Genomic DNA, 16,210 nt, shown 5'->3' on the forward strand with positions numbered 1-16,210 from the left:
CTGAACGGGGTCCGGGGGACGGGGGCTGCCGCTAGGGGCAACCCCCGAACCACGTCAGACCTCTTCGACGCTGCTCGGCTCGCGCCGGGACAGGTCGATGCCGAGCTCCTCCGCCGCGCGGAAGACGTCCTCGTCGGTGTCGCGCATCTCGATGGACATGCCGTCCGAGGACAGCACCTCCACGTTGAGGCACAGGGACTGCATCTCCTTGATGAGGACCTTGAAGGACTCCGGGATGCCGGGCTCGGGGATGTTCTCGCCCTTGACGATGGCCTCGTAGACCTTCACGCGGCCGGTCACGTCGTCGGACTTGATCGTCAGCAGCTCCTGGAGGGCGTAAGCGGCGCCGTACGCCTCCAGCGCCCACACCTCCATCTCACCGAAGCGCTGACCACCGAACTGAGCCTTACCACCCAGCGGCTGCTGGGTGATCATGGAGTACGGACCGGTGGAACGGGCGTGCAGCTTGTCGTCCACCAGGTGGTGCAGCTTGAGGATGTACATGTAGCCGATCGAGATCGGCTCCGGGAACGGCTCGCCGGAGCGGCCGTCGAACAGGCTCGCCTTACCGGTCTCCTTGACCATCCGCTCGCCGTCCCGGTTCGGGATCGTCGACTCGAAGAGTCCGGAGATCTCGTCCTCGCGGGCACCGTCGAAGACCGGGGTCGCGACGTTCGTACCCGCGGCGACCTCGTCCGCGCCGATGGCCTGCAGCCGGCGCATCCAGTCCTCGCTGCCCTCGACCTTCCAGCCCTGGGAGGCCAGCCAGCCGAGGTGGATCTCGAGGACCTGTCCCGGGTTCATCCGGGACGGGACACCCAGCGGGTTGAGGATGATGTCGACCGGAGTGCCGTCCTCCAGGAACGGCATGTCCTCGACCGGCAGGATCTTGGAGATGACGCCCTTGTTGCCGTGCCGGCCCGCGAGCTTGTCACCGTCCGTGATCTTGCGCTTCTGCGCCACGTAGACACGGACCAGCTGGTTCACGCCCGGCGGCAGCTCGTCGCCCTCTTCACGGTCGAAGACGCGGACGCCGATGACCTTGCCGGTCTCGCCGTGCGGCACCTTCAGGGAGGTGTCGCGGACCTCGCGCGCCTTCTCGCCGAAGATCGCGCGGAGCAGGCGCTCCTCCGGGGTCAGCTCGGTCTCACCCTTGGGCGTGACCTTGCCGACCAGGATGTCGCCGGCCTCGACCTCGGCACCGATCCGGATGATGCCGCGCTCGTCGAGGTCGGAGAGAACCTCCTCGGAGACGTTCGGGATGTCCCGGGTGATCTCCTCCGGGCCGAGCTTGGTGTCACGGGCGTCGACCTCGTGCTCCTCGATGTGAATCGAGGAGAGGACGTCGTCCTGCACGAGGCGCTGCGACAGGATGATCGCGTCCTCGTAGTTGTGACCCTCCCACGGCATGAACGCCACGAGCAGGTTCTTGCCCAGCGCCATCTCGCCCTCTTCGGTCGAGGGGCCGTCGGCGAGGACCTGGTCCTTGATGACGCGCGCACCCTCGTCCACGAGCACCTTCTGGTTGAAGGAGGTGCCCTGGTTGGAGCGGGAGAACTTGGCGATCCGGTACGTGGTGTAGGTGCCGTCGTCGTTGGCGACGGTGACGTAGTCCGCGGAGACCTCCTGGACCACGCCCTCCTTCTCCGCCTTGATGACGTCGCCGGCGTCGACCGCGCAGCGGTACTCCATGCCGGTGCCGACCAGCGGCGCCTCGCTCTTAATGAGCGGGACGGCCTGGCGCATCATGTTGGAGCCCATGAGCGCGCGGTTGGCGTCGTCGTGCTCGAGGAACGGAATCATGGCGGTCGCGACCGACACCATCTGGCGCGGCGAGACGTCCATGTAGTCGACCTCGGTGCCCGGCACGTAGTCGACCTCGCCGCCACGGCGGCGGACGAGGACGCGGGCCTCGGCGAAGTGCTGGTCGTCGGTGAGCGGCGCGTTCGCCTGCGCGATGACGAAGCGGTCTTCCTCGTCAGCGGTGAGGTAGTCCACCTCGTCGGAGACGACACCGTCGGAGTCGACCTTGCGGTACGGCGTCTCGATGAAGCCGAAGGCGTTGACCCGGCCGTACGAGGCGAGCGAACCGATCAGACCAATGTTCGGGCCTTCAGGCGTCTCAATCGGGCACATGCGGCCGTAGTGCGACGGGTGCACGTCTCGCACCTCGAAGCCCGCCCGCTCACGGCTCAGACCACCCGGGCCGAGGGCGTTCAGACGACGCTTGTGCGTCAGCCCCGACAGCGGGTTCGTCTGGTCCATGAACTGGGACAGCTGGCTGGTGCCGAAGAACTCCTTGATGGAGGCGACGACCGGCCGGATGTTGATCAGGGTCTGCGGCGTGATCGCCTCGACGTCCTGAGTCGTCATCCGCTCGCGGACCACGCGCTCCATACGGGCGAGACCCGTACGGACCTGGTTCTGGATCAGCTCGCCGACGTTACGGATGCGGCGGTTGCCGAAGTGGTCGATGTCGTCGGTCTCGACGACCACGGACTGGCCGTTCTCACCGACGGTCTCGGTCTCACCGGCGTGCAGCTTCACCAGGTACTTGATCGAGGCGATGATGTCCTCGACCGTGAGTACGCCGGCGTCCAGGCCCGCGGTCGAACCCAGCTTCTTGTTCACCTTGTAGCGGCCGACCTTCGCGAGGTCGTAGCGCTTCGGGTTGAAGTAAAGGTTCTCGAGCAGGGTCTGCGCGGCCTCACGGGTCGGCGGCTCGCCCGGACGCAGCTTGCGGTAGATGTCGAGCAGCGCGTCGTCCTGGCCCTGGGTGTGGTCCTTCTCCAGGGTGGCGCGCATGGACTCGTACTCGCCGAACTCCTCGAGGATCTGCTCGGTGGTCCAGCCGAGCGCCTTGAGTAGGACGGTGACGGACTGCTTGCGCTTACGGTCGATGCGGACACCGACCATGTCGCGCTTGTCGATCTCCATCTCCAGCCAGGCACCCCGGGACGGGATGACCTTGACCGAGAAGATGTCCTTGTCGGACGTCTTGTCGATGGAGGAGTCGAAGTAAACGCCCGGCGAGCGGACGAGCTGCGAGACCACGACACGCTCGGTGCCGTTGATCACGAAGGTGCCCTTGTTGGTCATGAGCGGGAAGTCGCCCATGAAGACCGTCTGGGACTTGATCTCGCCGGTCTCGTTGTTGGTGAACTCGGCGGTGACGAAGAGCGGAGCCGCGTACGTGAAGTCGCGCTCCTTGCACTCGTCGATGGAGTTCTTCGGAGGCTCGAATCGGTGATCGCGGAAGGTCAGCGACATCGACCCGGAGAAGTCCTCGATCGGGGAGATCTCCTCAAAGATCTCCTCGAGGCCGGACTTCCTGGGGACGTCCTGTCCACTGTCCAGGGCCGCCTCGACGCGAGCCTTCCAGTCCTCGTTACCGAGGAGCCAGTCAAAGCTCTCGGTCTGCAGGGCAAGGAGGTTCGGAACCTCGAGGGGCTCCTTGATCTTCGCAAAAGAGATACGCAGCGGGGCGGTGCTGGCGCCGTTGTTCGTGTTTCCAGTCGAGGCGGTGCGCGAGGCGGCCAAGAGGGGGTCCTTCCGAGGGCTCGGACTCACTACGCGCGTACCGGTCCCCCGGGCCGTACACACCGGACATCAGCCCTGGTCAGGGCGGACGCGACGGCAATGCATGACCTTGGGTATGCCCCTGGTGACGGGCAGGAGGCAGCTAACAGGCAGCGCAAAGGGTCAGTGTAGCCACTCGCCACACTGATGTCCAGAGCGGATTCTCGAGATCGGCTTCGGCAGAGCCAACCTCTCCCCTCTTCTGCTTCTACGGCCCCTCTGCGGCCGGGCTGCGCCGCCGGGGCGGCCTGTTCGTACAAGGCCTTCCCACTCATCCATCGATCCATGCCTCGGATCCGGACCGATGTGACGACCTGAGAATTGCGCGCTGCGTGCGGTTCGTCAAGGCCCCCCACTCCGGACAGGGTCTCCCGGAACGGCGAAGATCACCATACCTGTCGGGCCACACGGGGCAAGGAGCCCTGCTCGGCCGCGTTGCCGATACGCCGAAGGGCGACCACCCGGCTGGGTGATCGCCCTGTGACGCTGTGCCCCCGACAGTGTTCTTCCGGGGGCGTGCCCCCGGACCCCCGGGGGCTCAGGAAGTGCTCAGGAGAGCTGAGGTCACTTGACCTCGACGGAGGCGCCGGCGCCCTCGAGGGACTCCTTGGCCTTCTCCGCGGCCTCCTTGGCAACCTTCTCCAGGACCGGCTTCGGGGTGCCGTCGACGAGGTCCTTGGCCTCCTTCAGACCCAGGGAGGTCAGCTCACGCACGACCTTAATGACCTGGATCTTCTTGTCGCCGGCGCCGGTGAGGATGACGTCGAACTCGTCCTGCTCCTCGGCGGCCTCGGGGGCAGCGGCGCCACCGGCCGGGCCGGCGACGACGGCGGCCGGGGCGGCGGCCTCGACGTCGAACTTCTCCTCGAAGAGCTTCACGAACTCGGAGAGCTCGATGAGGGTCATCTCCTCGAACTGCGCGAGCAGGTCTTCCTGGCTGAGCTTCGCCATGATGGGCGTCCTTCCATTAAGTCGGCTGGGGTGCCGGATGTGTGGTTCGGCGGGCTGACTGTCCGGCCCGCTGGGTTGAGCGCGGAGTAGTGGGGATTACTCCCCGGCACCGCCCTGCTCGACCTTGCTGCGAAGAGCGTCCGCGGTGCGGACCATCTTCGTGAGCGGGGCCTGGAAGGTCGCCGCGGCCTTGGCCATGGACGCCTTCATGCCACCTGCCAGCTTGGCCAGCAGCACCTCGCGGGACTCGAGGTCCGCAAGCTTCTTGATCTCGTCGGCGGACAGCGCCTTGCCGTCAAGGACACCGCCCTTGATGACGAGAGCGGGGTTGTCCTTGGCGAAGTCACGAAGACCCTTGGCCGCCGTAACCGGGTCACCGGTCACAAAGGCGACAGCGGTCGAGCCGATGAGGTGCTCGTCCAGCTCGTTGACCCCGGCCTCCTTGGCCGCGATCTTGGTCAGCGTGTTCTTCACCACACGGTACTGAGCGTTGTCGCCGAGCGAACGGCGCAGCTCCTTGAGCTGCGCAACGGACAGTCCGGTGTAAGCGGTCACGACAGCCGCGTTGGAGTTACGGAACTTCTCCGTGATCTCCTCGACTGCGTCGACCTTGTCGGGCGTCGCCATGAGCCTCGGCCTCCTTCCGGTGATGAGGACCGCTCGGAAGGGGCTGAAAAACGAAACGCCCCGGGCGCAGGCGCACGGGGCTGAACTCGGCCGTCATATCCGTAAAGACATGAGCCGGAAAGCTCTTCCACAGTCACCTGCGCGGGCCGTCCGCCTATAAGCGGATCCTTCGGCCGCCACGCCCGGGAGGGCAGGCAGCAACCAGCGGTCTTTGGCTTCTGTGGAAGAGTACGCGAACTCCCCCCGGCCGGGCAAATTCACCCCGGGGCCGGAATCAGCCCTGGCCCTGCAGCTCCGTGAAGTCCACGGTCTCGGCGGCCGGCGGCTCCTCGGCCGACACCTTGGTGCCGTAATCCGAGTAGTACGCCTCCATCCGGTACGGGCCCTGCTTGGTCTCGCCGGACTCCAGGCGCTTGATCATCAGGTCCTTGCCGTCCACCCAGATGTCGACCTTCTGCGTGGTGATGCCGGCGGACTTCAGCTGCCGCTCGACGGCCCGCAGCTGCTCCTCGGTGAGCTCCTTGGAGGACTTGCGGGTCATGTCGGCGACGTCCACGGTGCCCGCGTAATGCGTGGTCTTCACGCCCCGCACGGTCTCGGTGCCGACCCGCTTGACGTCCTTGGAGGCCAGCAGCAGCTTCACCGCCTGACCGGGGGTGGAGTTCTGCATCTGGTCCTTCATGTAGTCCCCGGAGGGGCCCATGAACTTCGACAGGTCGTCGTAGCCGTAGCGGATCCAGCTCTTGTCCGGGAAGCGGCTCTGGAAGGCGCCCTCGACCTGCGCGTAGTACGCGTCCGGGAGATAGCGGGCCGGCAGCACGCCGTCCGCGTCGATCGCCTTCGTCGCCTGGGCCATGCTGCCGCCGGTGTACGTCACCGTGGCGGTGCCGGTGGTGCCGTCCGACCAGTCCAGGGCGCCGTCGTTCTTCGTGGCCAGGGCGCTGCCCATGGTCATGGTGGAGGTGAACTTCGAGGAGTTCGCGCCCGCGGTCTTCTCGTCCACCGTCTTCAGCGCGGCGATCGGGCTCAGCTTCTGGGCGCCCTCGCCGATGCCCTTGGCGCCCCGGTCCTTCTTCCCGGAGCCGCCGCCGACGCCGTCGCCACCGCAGGCCGCCGCCCCGGCGAGCAGCGCCGCCATCGCTATCGCGACGCCGGTGCGCCGTGCCATCCGCTGCACTGTCATCAGCTCTCGCCGCCCATTTCCTTGCTCAGGTCCATGACCTCGGCGGCGGGCGGGGCCGTGATGCTCACCGGCTTGTTGATCTCGCCGAAGGTCATCGTGACGTCCATCGGGCCCTTGTTCGTCTTGCCGGAGGTGCGGAACTGCTTGGTCATGTCGTTCTCGTCGATCCACATGTCCATCGACAGCTGGTCGAGGCCGAGCTCGCGGAATTCCTTGAGCTTCTTCTTCTTGCGCTCGCGCTCGGCCGCGTCCGCTTCCTTGATGCTGTCCTCGAGCTGGTCGAGCGTGAGGGTGCCGGAGTAGTGCGTGGTGGCGACGCCGTCGATCTTCTCTTCGCCGACCTTCTTCAGGCCCTCGGCCTGGAGCATGTCCTCGACGTCCTTGCTCGGGTCCTCCTGGGCGGCGCTGCCGCCGAGGGCCGAGCCCGCGCCCGGCTTGCCGCCGTCCGCGCCCAGCTCCGAGAGGTCGAACTTCATCCAGCGCTTGCCGTCCATCTCGGCGGCCGCCGCTTCGCCGCTGCTCATGTACATGGCCTCATCGACCATCCGCAGCTCGAACCTGCCGCCCTCCGCACCCCCGCTGATCTGCATCTTCATCCGCATCGCGGCGGGCTTGCGGGTCATCGCGGCATCGCCGGTGAAGGTGCCCTCGCCGGGCGCGGTGCCGCGCATCCGGAAGGTCATCGAGTCGATCTTCCGCTGCTTCGTCACCGCCTTCTTGATGGCCACGGCGGGCGTCACCTCGGCAGGCTTGCCGCCCGTCCCGCCCGCTTTCGAGCCGCCGGAGCCGGACCCCGTACCACCGTCGGAGCCGCAGGCGACGGCGCCGCCGAGCAGCACGGCGCTGAGCAGCGCCGCGGACGCGCGGACGCGCAGGGCGTTGGACATGATCCCCCCACAGGAACGTATGAACGAGTGAGAAAAGACCATATCCCACGCCCCGCGCGGCGCAGCGGGACTCAGCGGCTCAGCCGCCCTGCTGCTGGGCCTTCTTCAGCATCTCCATGAGGTCGACGGTGTCGGTCGCCGCCGGCGCCTGGGCGTTCACCTTCGCGCCCCAGTCGGAGAAGCGCATCTGGACCGAGGTGGGGCCCTGGGTGGTGTTGTACGACTGCTTGAACTGGACCGGGTACTGGTCGCCGTCCACCCACACGTCGACGTTGTACTTCTCGACGCCCTGCTTCTTCATGGCGTCGACCAGCTGCTTGCGCTCGGCCTTGCTGAGGTACTCCAGGCTGCCGTTCTGCTTCGCGGCCTGCTCCAGCGAGACGGTGCCCTTGTAGTGGGTGGCCTGGACTCCGGCGACCTCGCCGGAGCCGACCTTCTTGATGTCCGGGGAGTCCAGGAACATCGCCATCTGCTTGGCCGGGTCCTGGTTCTTGCCCTGCTCGTCCAGGCCGCCGGTGATCGCGTCGGCCATGGACTTGTCGCCGGACTGCTCGGCGACCGCCTTCGGATCGATCTTGATCCAGTGCTTGCCGTCCAGCTGCTTGGCGGCTTCCGCGCCGCCGTTCATGTACATCACGTCGTCGACCATGACCATCCGGGCCGACTTCAGGCCGCCGGAGCCGCCGCCCATGGCGGAGCCGCTGAGGGTCATGTCCATCTCCAGCGGGTCCCAGCTCATCACGCCGGAGGACTTCATGCTGCCGCCCGCGCCCGCGGCGCTGGGGACCTTCATGGTCATCTCGAACTTGGCCGACTTGGCCTCGGTCGTCTTCTTCGCGGCGGCCTCGATCGCGGCGGCCGGGGCGACCTTGGCCGCTCCCCCGCCGGCCTTGGACCCGCCATTGGCGTCGTCCTTCTTGTCGTCGCCGCCGCAGCCCGCCACGGCGGCCAGGGCGAACGCGACCGCGCCGAGGGCGGCTCCGCCACGTATGAATTTGGTGCGCATGGTGTCCCTTCCCCCCGCTTCGGTTACGGGAAAGGCCCCACGCTAATGCACTGCCCGCACACCCGAAACGACCGGACCCGGCAACCCCTGCCGAAGCAGGGTTGCCGGGTCCGGTCGCGAAATCTGGCGTCCGTCAGACCGCCGCGTCCTCGTTGAGGAGGTTGCGGGTGCGGTTGGCGTCCAGCGGAATGCCGGGGCCCATCGTGGTGGTGATGGTGGCCTTCTTGATGTACCGGCCCTTCGCCGCAGACGGCTTCAGACGGTTGATCTCCTCCAGCGCTGCCGCGTAGTTCTCCACCAGCTTGGTCTCGTCGAAGGAGACCTTGCCGATGATGAAGTGCAGGTTGGAGTGCTTGTCGGTACGGAACTCGATCTTGCCGCCCTTGATCTCGGTCACGGCCTTGGCCACGTCCGGGGTCACGGTGCCGGTCTTCGGGTTCGGCATCAGACCACGCGGACCGAGCACGCGGCCGAGGCGGCCGACCTTGCCCATCAGGTCCGGGGTGGCGACGACGGCGTCGAAGTCCAGACGGCCCTTGGAAACCTCGTCGATGAGCTCGTCGGCGCCGACGATGTCGGCTCCGGCGGCCTCCGCGGCCGCAGCACGGTCGCCGGTCGCGAAGACCAGGACCCGGGCGGTCTTACCGGTGCCGTGCGGAAGGTTCACGGTGCCGCGGACCATCTGGTCGGCCTTGCGCGGGTCGATGCCCAGGCGGAAGGCGACCTCGACGGTGCCGTCGAACTTCGTGGCGGAGGTTTCCTTGGCGAGGCGGATGGCCTCGAGGGGGGCGTACTGCCGCTCCCGGTCGATCTTTGCGTCGCCGGTGCGGAGAGTCTTGCTGCGCTTCACTGCAGTCTCCTGTGTCGTGTGGAGTCGTGGTGCGGGCCAGCGCGTGGCCCTTCCACGGGGTGTGGCGTGAGGGGGTCAGCCCTCGGGGGGCGTCAGCCCTCGACCGTGATGCCCATGGAGCGGGCGGTGCCAGCGATGATCTTCGACGCGGCGTCGATGTCGTTGGCGTTCAGGTCGGGCATCTTGGTCTCGGCGATCTCCTTGACCTGGGCAGCCGTGATCTTGGCGACCTTGGTCTTGTGCGGCTCGCCGGAGCCCTTGTCCACACCAGCGGCCTTGAGGATCATCCGCGAGGCCGGCGGAGTCTTGGTGATGAAGGTGAAGGAACGGTCCTCGTAGACCGTGATCTCCACCGGGATCACCCAGCCACGCTGCGACTCGGTCGCGGCGTTGTAGGCCTTGCAGAACTCCATGATGTTGACGCCGTGCTGACCCAGCGCCGGGCCGACCGGCGGAGCCGGGTTGGCGGCGCCGGCCTGGATCTGGAGCTTGATCAGCCCCGTGACCTTCTTCTTCTTGGGAGGCATGCTCTCTCCGGGTCCTTGAATAGAGAGGGTTTCGGCCTCGATCCGTCATCCGGATGGAGGCATACCGCACCACGATAGCTGTTCATGGTGCGAGTCCTGAAACCGCGCAGGTCAGGAGGGCTGCAGCAGCCCGCCTGACCTGGTCGGAAGTGTGTGTTCGATCAGTTCTTCTGGATCTGGTCGAAGCTCAGCTCGACCGGGGTCTCCCGGCCGAAGATCTCGACGAGGCCCTTGACCTTCTTCGAGTCGGCGTTGATCTCGTTGATCGTGGCCTGGAGGGTGGCGAACGGGCCGTCCGTGACCGTGACCGAGTCGCCGACCTCGAAGTCCAGCACCTGGACCTCGACCTTGCGGGCCGGAGCCGGCTTGCCCTCGGCCTCGGCGGCCTCGCGGGCGGCCTTCTCCTCGGCCTCCGGGGCGAGCATCTTGACGATCTCGTCCAGGGTCAGCGGGTACGGGTCGTAGGCATTGCCGACGAAGCCGGTGACGCCCGGGGTGTTGCGGACGACGCCCCACGACTCGTTCGTCAGGTCCATGCGGACGAGGACGTAGCCGGGGAGCTTGTTCTGCCGGACGTTCTTGCGCTCGCCGTTCTTGATGACGGCGATCTCTTCCTCGGGGACCTCGGCCTGGTAGATGAAGTCCTCGACGTTGAGCGAGACGGCGCGCTGCTCGAGGTTGGCCTTCACGCGCTTCTCGTAGCCCGCGTACGTGTGGATCACGTACCAGTCGCCGGGCAGCCCGCGCAGCTCATTGCGGAGCGCGGCGATCGGGTCGACCTGCTCCTCAGTGGCTTCCTCGGCCTCGATCTCGGCTTCTACGGCCTCGTCCTCGGCGTCGTCGACGTCATTGCCGCCGTCGGCCTCGACCTGGACGGCGGCCTCCTCGGCAGCCTCGCCGGCCTCGAGGTCGGCAGCCTCAGCCTCATCCGGCTCCTCGGCGTCCGCCGCCTCGACGATGTCCAGCTCGTCCTCAGTGGACTCGGCCGGCTCGATCGCCTCGTTCAGGTTCGGGTCAGACACGGTGGCTGCTTCTTCCTGCGCTTCTCAAATGGGGTCCGTACGCGCGGGGCGAACCGGTCGAAACCGGCTCAGCCGAAGACGTACTTCATAGCTTCGGTGAAACCGTAGTCAATCACGGTCACAATGCCGATGACGATGACGACGAAGATGATCACCACGGTCGTGTACGTGGACAGCTGGTGCCGGGTCGGCCAGACGACCTTCCGCAGCTCCGCGATGATCTGGCGGTAGAAGAGCCCGAGGCGGCCGAGCGGGCCTTTCTTGCCGCGCTTACCGCCGCGGCGGGCCTGCTTGCTATCGCCGTCAGGGCGCTCAGGCGTTGCGGTGGAGCCGATGGCTTCCGTCACTCGTCCTCACCTGAAATCCCGGGTCGTGGCCGTGCCGCGCCCGGTACGAGCCGCACGGCGCATCGCTTCATCATCTGCATCTACGTGTGTAGCAGGGCCGGAGGGACTTGAACCCCCAACCGCTGGTTTTGGAGACCAGTGCTCTACCAATTGAGCTACGACCCTTTGAGCTCCCCAACCTACCGCATCCCGCCGTATGTGCAGTTGAGCACGCAAGCGAAGCCCGGTGGTGAGGGCACGAGGGAAGAGTGTACGTGCTGCGTGGGCCCGCGTCGAACGCATCCCCCGGTAACTGGTGTGCCAGGCCCCGCACGGGTCTGAAACGATGGGCCCCATGACCGCTGCAACTCCACCCGCACAGTCCCCGACCGAGCGCAGGGTGTCGGCCCGCGTCGGTTCCATCTCCGAGTCCGCGACGCTGGCCGTCGACGCCAAGGCGAAGGCGCTCAAGGCGGCCGGCCGCCCGGTGATCGGCTTCGGCGCCGGCGAGCCCGACTTCCCCACGCCCGACTACATCGTCGAGGCCGCGGTCGAGGCCTGCCGCAACCCGAAGTTCCACCGCTACACCCCCGCCGGCGGGCTGCCCGAGCTCAAGGCCGCGCTCGTGGAGAAGACGAAGCGCGACTCCGGGTACGAGGTCGAGGCCGCGAACGTCCTCGTCACCAACGGCGGCAAGCAGGCCATCTACCAGGCCTTCGCCGCGATCCTCGACCCGGGCGACGAGGTCATCGTCCCGACGCCGTACTGGACCACCTACCCCGAGTCGATCCGGCTGGCCGGCGGCGTCCCCGTGGACGTGGTGGCCGACGAGACGACCGGCTACCGGGTCACGGTCGAGCAGCTCGAGGCGGCCCGTACGCCCAACACGAAGGTGCTGCTCTTCGTCTCCCCCTCGAACCCGACCGGCGCCGTGTACAGCCGCGCCCAGGTCGAGGAGATCGGCCGCTGGGCCGCCGAGCACGGGCTGTGGGTGCTGACGGACGAGATCTACGAGCACCTGGTCTACGGAGACGCCGAGTTCACCTCGCTGCCGGTGGTCGTGCCCGAGCTGCGCGACAAGTGCATCGTGGTGAACGGCGTGGCCAAGACGTACGCGATGACCGGCTGGCGGGTCGGCTGGGTGATCGGCCCGAAGGACGTCGTCAAGGCGGCGACGAACCTGCAGTCGCACGCGACGTCGAATGTGTCGAATGTGGCGCAGGCCGCGGCCATCGCCGCCGTCTCCGGCGACCTGTCGGCGGTGGCGAAGATGCGCGAGGCCTTCGACCGGCGCCGTAAGACGATCGTGCGGATGCTGAACGAGATCGACGGCTTCGTCTGCCCGGAGCCGGAGGGCGCCTTCTACGCGTACCCGTCGGTCAAGGGCGTGCTCGGCAAGGAGATCCGCGGGCGGCGTCCGGCCAGCTCGGTGGAGCTGGCGGAGATCATCCTGGAGGAGGCCGAGGTCGCGGTCGTCCCGGGTGAGGCCTTCGGGACGCCGGGCTATCTGCGGCTGTCGTACGCGCTGGGCGACGAGGACCTGGTCGAGGGTGTCTCGCGGATCCAGAAGCTGCTGGCGGAAGCGCAGGACTGACTCCCTTTTCCCGGCGGGGGCTTGTCCGGATCTTCTTTCGGGCAAGCCCCCGTTCAGGGAAGCGGTACCGCGCGGCCCCGCCGGTGCGGCAGGATCTACGGATGGCTCGCGATGTCCATCTGCTCCCTAAAGCCCATCTCCACCTGCACTTCACCGGCTCCATGCGCCCCAGCACCCTGCTGGAGCTGGCCGACCGGTACGGCGTCCATCTCCCCGACGCACTGAAGGGCGGCGAGCCGCCCAGGCTGCGCGCCACCGACGAGCGCGGCTGGTTCCGCTTCCAGCGGCTCTACGACATCGCCCGTTCGTGCCTGCGCACTCCCGAGGACATCCACCGGCTGCTGCTGGAGTCCGCACAGGAGGACGCCGCCGACGGCTCCGGCTGGCTGGAGATCCAGGTCGACCCGACCTCGTACGCGCCCCGTCTCGGCGGCCTCATCCCGGCCCTGGAGACGATCCTCGACTCCGCCGACGACGCCGCGCGGGCGACGGGCGTCGGCATCCGCGTGCTGGTCGCCGCGAACCGCACCAAGCACCCTCTCGATGCCCGCACCCTGGCGCGACTTGCGGTGCGTTATGCCGACCGCGGGGTCGTCGGCTTCGGGCTGTCGAACGACGAGCGCCGCGGCTTCGCCCGGGACTTCGACCGGGCCTTTCACATCGCCCGCGAGGGCGGTCTGATCTCCGCGCCGCACGGCGGCGAGCTCACCGGTCCGGCGAGCGTGCGCGACTGCCTCGACGACCTGGACGCGGCCCGTATCGGCCACGGCATCCGCTCCGCGGAGTCGCCCGCGCTGCTGCGGCGGCTCGCGGACGAGGGGGTGACCTGCGAGGTGTGCCCGGCGTCGAATGTGGCGCTGGGCGTCTACGACAAGCCGGAGGACGTGCCGCTGCGGACGCTGTGGGAGGCGGGCGTGCCGATGGCGCTGAGCGCCGATGACCCGCTGCTGTTCGGGTCGCGGCTGGCGGCGCAATATGCGCTGGTGCGCGAGCATCACGGCTTTACGGACGAGGAGTTGGCGGAGCTGGCGCGGCAGTCGGTGCGGGGGTCGGTGGCGCCGGAGGATGTGCGCGGGCGGCTGCTGGCGGGGATCGACGAGTGGGTGGCGGCGCCGGCTTAGCGCGGCGGTGGAGCGGGCGCCGGCGTAGCGCGTCGGTGAGCGGGCCGGCGTAGCGCGTCGGTGAGCGGGCCGGCCTAGCGCGTCGGTGAGCGTGCCGGCCTGGCGCGTCGCTACGGGCGGACGGCCTCCCAGGTCGTGCGGGCCACCGCCGGGGCGAAATCGGCCACCGGCTGCACCGTCTCCTCGCCCGAGAAGTGCAGGAAGAACGCCCGCTGGAAGCACGCCCCCAGCAGCAGCGCGGCGGCCGCGCGCGGGTCGGCGTCGGCGCGGATGCGGCCGCGGGTGCGCTCGGTCTCGAAGTAGCGGGTGAGCACCTCCACGACCTTGTGCGGCCCGAGGCCGAGCTCGCGCAGGCCGGCCCGGTGCCGTTCCAGCAGCTTGGGTTCGGCGAAGAGGGACGCGGCCATCGGCATCGCGTCCGCGTAGAAGAGCGATGCCTGGGTCGCGAGCTCGCGCAGGCAGGTCAGGACGTCGCGCTCCCCCGGGTCCGCCGTCAACTCGGCGAGCAGCGGGCCGATCTTCGTGGGCAGCCGCTCGGTGAGCACGCGCACGAACAGCTCTTCCTTGTTCGCGAAGTGCTTGTAGAGCGCGGCCTCCGAGCAGCCGGCCTCCTTGGCGATGGCCTTGGTGGTCGTACGGGCCAGGCCGACGGTGCGCATCAGCTTCTCGGCGGCGTCCAGCAGCCGGTCCGGGGTGCGCCGGCCGGCGCTGCCTGCGCCGCTTGACGGGTGGGTGAGCATTCACTCACCATAGCGGAGTGTGGGGGTGAGTGAATACTCACCCACCTCTTGCCCGCCCTCTTGGAGGAGACATGAAGCTCACCGTTTTCGGCGCCACCGGCGGCGTGGGCCGCGAGGTCGTACGGCAGGCGCTGGACGCCGGCCACGAGGTCACCGCGGTGGTACGGGACGCCACCCGGCTCGGCGTACCCGAGCATCCGCGGCTCGGCGTCGTCGAGGTGCGGGACGTCACCGACGCCGAGGTGCTGACGGAGTTTGTCGCGGGTCGCGACGCGGTGATCTCCGCGATCGGCGCCCCCAGCAACGCGGCCGCGAAGGCCGCCCCCATCGCGGGCCCGGCGCTGCGCGCGATCACGACGGCGATGGCGGCGGCGGGCGTGCGCCGGCTGGCCGCGGTGAGCGCGGCGCCGGTGGGTCCGGTGCCGGAGGGGGAAGGGGTCTTCACGCGCGGCGTGGTGCTGCCGATCGTGCGGTGGGCGTTCCGGTACGCCTACGTCGACCTGGCGGACATGGAGCGGGTGCTGGCGGCGAGCGATACGGACTGGACGGTGGTCCGGCCGCCGCAGCTCACGGACAAGGCGCGCACGGGCGCGTACCGGAGCGTCATCGGCGGGAACGTGCGCGGCGGGCGCTCGATCAGCCGCGCGGACGTGGCGGACGCGCTGCTGGCCGCTGTCGCCGATCCGGCGACGGTGGGACGGGCGGTGGGGGTGGCGGCGTAGGGCTTTCTGCCTGCGCTTTTACAGGCTCTCGCGCCTTTACAGGCTCACACCCACCGTCACCGGCTCGTTCACCAGCGTCACCCCGAAGGCCTCCCGCACGCCGTCCCGCACCTCGCGGGCGAGGGCGAGGAGGTCTTCCGTCGTGGCGGAGCCGCGGTTGGTGAGGGCGAGGGTGTGCTTGGTGGAGATCCGGGCGGGGCCGGTGCCGTAGCCCTTGGTGAAGCCCGCCTTGTCGATCAGCCAGGCGGCGGAGGTCTTCACGCGGTCGTCGCCTTCTCCGGCTCCGGCCGGGAAGGCCGGGGGCGGCGGGGCGTCCGGGCCGAGGCGCTCGCGGACGCGGGCGAGGAAGGCCTCGTACTGCTCCTGCTCCAGGATCGGATTGGTGAAGAACGAGCCCGCCGACCAGGTGTCGTGATCCTCGGGGTCCAGCACCATGCCCTTCCCGGCGCGCAGCGCGAGGACGGCCTTACGGGCCTCGACGAGGTCGGCGCGCCCGCCCTGCTCGACGCCGAGGCGGCGGGCGGTCTCGGCGTAACCGATGGGCGCGGAACGCCCGTCGGCGTCCTCGAGCCGGAAGCGGACGCGCAGGACGACGTGCCGGGTGGGGTCGGACTTGAAGCGGCTGTGGCGGTAGGAGAAGCCGCAGTCGGGGTTGGGGATGGCGACGGTCTCGCCGGCGTGGCGGTCGTACGCGATCACCTCGGTGATGGTGGTGGCGACCTCCTGCCCGTACGCGCCGACATTCTGGATCGGGGTGGCACCGGCGGAGCCGGGGATCCCGGCGAGGCATTCGACGCCCGCGAGACCGGCGTCGACGGTGCGGGCGACGGCGTCGGACCAGTTCTCGCCGGCGGCGAGCTCTAGGGCGGTCCCGTCGAGCTCGAATCCGGTGGTGGCGATGCGCAGGGCGGTGCCCTCGAAGCCCTTGTCGGAGATCACGAGATTGGACCCGCCACCGATGATGAGCAGCGGCTCGCCGTCGGCGTCGGCCTTGCGAACGACGTCGATGACTTCGTCGTCGGTCGTCGCGGTCACGAGGCGGGCGGCGGGGCCGCCGAGGCGGAAGGTGGTGAGG

At 68.6% G+C, this 16,210-nt stretch carries 15 protein-coding genes and 1 tRNA gene; 3 read left to right on the forward strand and 13 right to left on the reverse strand.

Annotated features, from left to right (window positions below):
- Positions 1-54 precede the first annotated feature (54 nt).
- The 11 genes from rpoB to G5C51_RS07985 form a co-directional block, all read right to left on the reverse strand.
- Positions 55-3,540, reverse strand: coding sequence for a DNA-directed RNA polymerase subunit beta (gene rpoB, locus G5C51_RS07935; RefSeq protein ID WP_165233965.1), 3,486 nt, complete (start codon positions 3,538-3,540; stop codon positions 55-57).
- A 603-nt stretch (positions 3,541-4,143) separates the two neighbouring features.
- Positions 4,144-4,530, reverse strand: coding sequence for a 50S ribosomal protein L7/L12 (gene rplL, locus G5C51_RS07940; RefSeq protein ID WP_165233967.1), 387 nt, complete (start codon positions 4,528-4,530; stop codon positions 4,144-4,146).
- A 96-nt stretch (positions 4,531-4,626) separates the two neighbouring features.
- Positions 4,627-5,157, reverse strand: a complete 531-nt coding sequence (rplJ, locus tag G5C51_RS07945) for a 50S ribosomal protein L10 (RefSeq protein WP_165233969.1) — start codon at positions 5,155-5,157, stop codon at positions 4,627-4,629.
- Between the two features lie 274 nt (positions 5,158-5,431).
- Entirely contained in the window at positions 5,432-6,325 is an 894-nt protein-coding gene (locus G5C51_RS07950; protein WP_165233971.1) for an SCO4651 family lipoprotein, read from the reverse strand.
- A 14-nt stretch (positions 6,326-6,339) separates the two neighbouring features.
- On the reverse strand, positions 6,340-7,227 hold the full coding sequence (locus G5C51_RS07955) for an SCO4651 family lipoprotein (protein WP_165233979.1): 888 nt from the start codon (positions 7,225-7,227) through the stop codon (positions 6,340-6,342).
- 79 nt (positions 7,228-7,306) lie between these two features.
- Positions 7,307-8,233: an SCO4651 family lipoprotein gene (locus G5C51_RS07960; RefSeq protein ID WP_165233981.1), complete on the reverse strand. Its 927-nt coding sequence runs from the start codon at positions 8,231-8,233 to the stop codon at positions 7,307-7,309.
- Between the two features lie 133 nt (positions 8,234-8,366).
- On the reverse strand, positions 8,367-9,083 hold the full coding sequence (rplA, locus tag G5C51_RS07965; RefSeq protein ID WP_165233983.1) for a 50S ribosomal protein L1: 717 nt from the start codon (positions 9,081-9,083) through the stop codon (positions 8,367-8,369).
- A gap of 92 nt (positions 9,084-9,175) precedes the next feature.
- On the reverse strand, positions 9,176-9,610 hold the full coding sequence (gene rplK / locus G5C51_RS07970) for a 50S ribosomal protein L11 (RefSeq protein WP_165233985.1): 435 nt from the start codon (positions 9,608-9,610) through the stop codon (positions 9,176-9,178).
- A gap of 161 nt (positions 9,611-9,771) precedes the next feature.
- Positions 9,772-10,632 (reverse strand): transcription termination/antitermination protein NusG, encoded by an 861-nt coding sequence (gene nusG / locus G5C51_RS07975; RefSeq protein ID WP_165233987.1) that lies wholly within the window; start codon positions 10,630-10,632, stop codon positions 9,772-9,774.
- A 68-nt stretch (positions 10,633-10,700) separates the two neighbouring features.
- Positions 10,701-10,979 (reverse strand): preprotein translocase subunit SecE, encoded by a 279-nt coding sequence (gene secE / locus G5C51_RS07980; RefSeq protein WP_165233989.1) that lies wholly within the window; start codon positions 10,977-10,979, stop codon positions 10,701-10,703.
- A gap of 92 nt (positions 10,980-11,071) precedes the next feature.
- Positions 11,072-11,144: transfer RNA gene (locus G5C51_RS07985), tRNA-Trp, on the reverse strand.
- A 169-nt stretch (positions 11,145-11,313) separates the two neighbouring features.
- Between G5C51_RS07985 and G5C51_RS07990 the strand changes: the two genes are divergently transcribed.
- Together G5C51_RS07990 and G5C51_RS07995 are read left to right on the forward strand one after the other, a co-directional pair.
- On the forward strand, positions 11,314-12,552 hold the full coding sequence (locus tag G5C51_RS07990; protein ID WP_165233991.1) for a pyridoxal phosphate-dependent aminotransferase: 1,239 nt from the start codon (positions 11,314-11,316) through the stop codon (positions 12,550-12,552).
- Between the two features lie 101 nt (positions 12,553-12,653).
- Positions 12,654-13,673: an adenosine deaminase gene (locus G5C51_RS07995; protein WP_165233993.1), complete on the forward strand. Its 1,020-nt coding sequence runs from the start codon at positions 12,654-12,656 to the stop codon at positions 13,671-13,673.
- 110 nt (positions 13,674-13,783) lie between these two features.
- Here G5C51_RS07995 and G5C51_RS08000 read toward each other — a convergent pair whose 3' ends face one another.
- Entirely contained in the window at positions 13,784-14,413 is a 630-nt protein-coding gene (locus G5C51_RS08000; RefSeq protein WP_165233995.1) for a TetR/AcrR family transcriptional regulator, read from the reverse strand.
- A gap of 71 nt (positions 14,414-14,484) precedes the next feature.
- Here G5C51_RS08000 and G5C51_RS08005 point away from each other — a divergent pair, with 71 nt between their 5' ends.
- Positions 14,485-15,135 (forward strand): NAD(P)-dependent oxidoreductase, encoded by a 651-nt coding sequence (locus G5C51_RS08005; RefSeq protein WP_165233998.1) that lies wholly within the window; start codon positions 14,485-14,487, stop codon positions 15,133-15,135.
- Between the two features lie 36 nt (positions 15,136-15,171).
- On the opposite strand, the gene G5C51_RS08010 is transcribed toward G5C51_RS08005, so the two are convergent.
- A partial coding sequence (locus G5C51_RS08010; protein ID WP_165234001.1) for a UDP-N-acetylmuramate dehydrogenase occupies positions 15,172-16,210 on the reverse strand: 1,039 nt, incomplete at its 5' end.

It is taken from the genome of Streptomyces coryli, assembly GCF_011044975.1.
In the GTDB taxonomy this organism is placed as follows: domain Bacteria; phylum Actinomycetota; class Actinomycetes; order Streptomycetales; family Streptomycetaceae; genus Streptomyces; species Streptomyces coryli.

Coding starts and splice junctions, on each gene's coding strand:
- rplL (WP_165233967.1), bottom strand. CDS start 4,530: ATGGCGAAGCTCAGCCAGGAAGACCTGCTCGCGCAGTTCGAGGAGATG.
- rplJ (WP_165233969.1), bottom strand. CDS start 5,157: ATGGCGACGCCCGACAAGGTCGACGCAGTCGAGGAGATCACGGAGAAG.
- G5C51_RS07950 (WP_165233971.1), bottom strand. CDS start 6,325: ATGGCACGGCGCACCGGCGTCGCGATAGCGATGGCGGCGCTGCTCGCC.
- G5C51_RS07955 (WP_165233979.1), bottom strand. CDS start 7,227: ATGTCCAACGCCCTGCGCGTCCGCGCGTCCGCGGCGCTGCTCAGCGCC.
- G5C51_RS07960 (WP_165233981.1), bottom strand. CDS start 8,233: ATGCGCACCAAATTCATACGTGGCGGAGCCGCCCTCGGCGCGGTCGCG.
- rplK (WP_165233985.1), bottom strand. CDS start 9,610: ATGCCTCCCAAGAAGAAGAAGGTCACGGGGCTGATCAAGCTCCAGATC.
- G5C51_RS07990 (WP_165233991.1), top strand. CDS start 11,314: ATGACCGCTGCAACTCCACCCGCACAGTCCCCGACCGAGCGCAGGGTG.
- G5C51_RS07995 (WP_165233993.1), top strand. CDS start 12,654: ATGGCTCGCGATGTCCATCTGCTCCCTAAAGCCCATCTCCACCTGCAC.
- G5C51_RS08000 (WP_165233995.1), bottom strand. CDS start 14,413: ATGCTCACCCACCCGTCAAGCGGCGCAGGCAGCGCCGGCCGGCGCACC.
- G5C51_RS08005 (WP_165233998.1), top strand. CDS start 14,485: ATGAAGCTCACCGTTTTCGGCGCCACCGGCGGCGTGGGCCGCGAGGTC.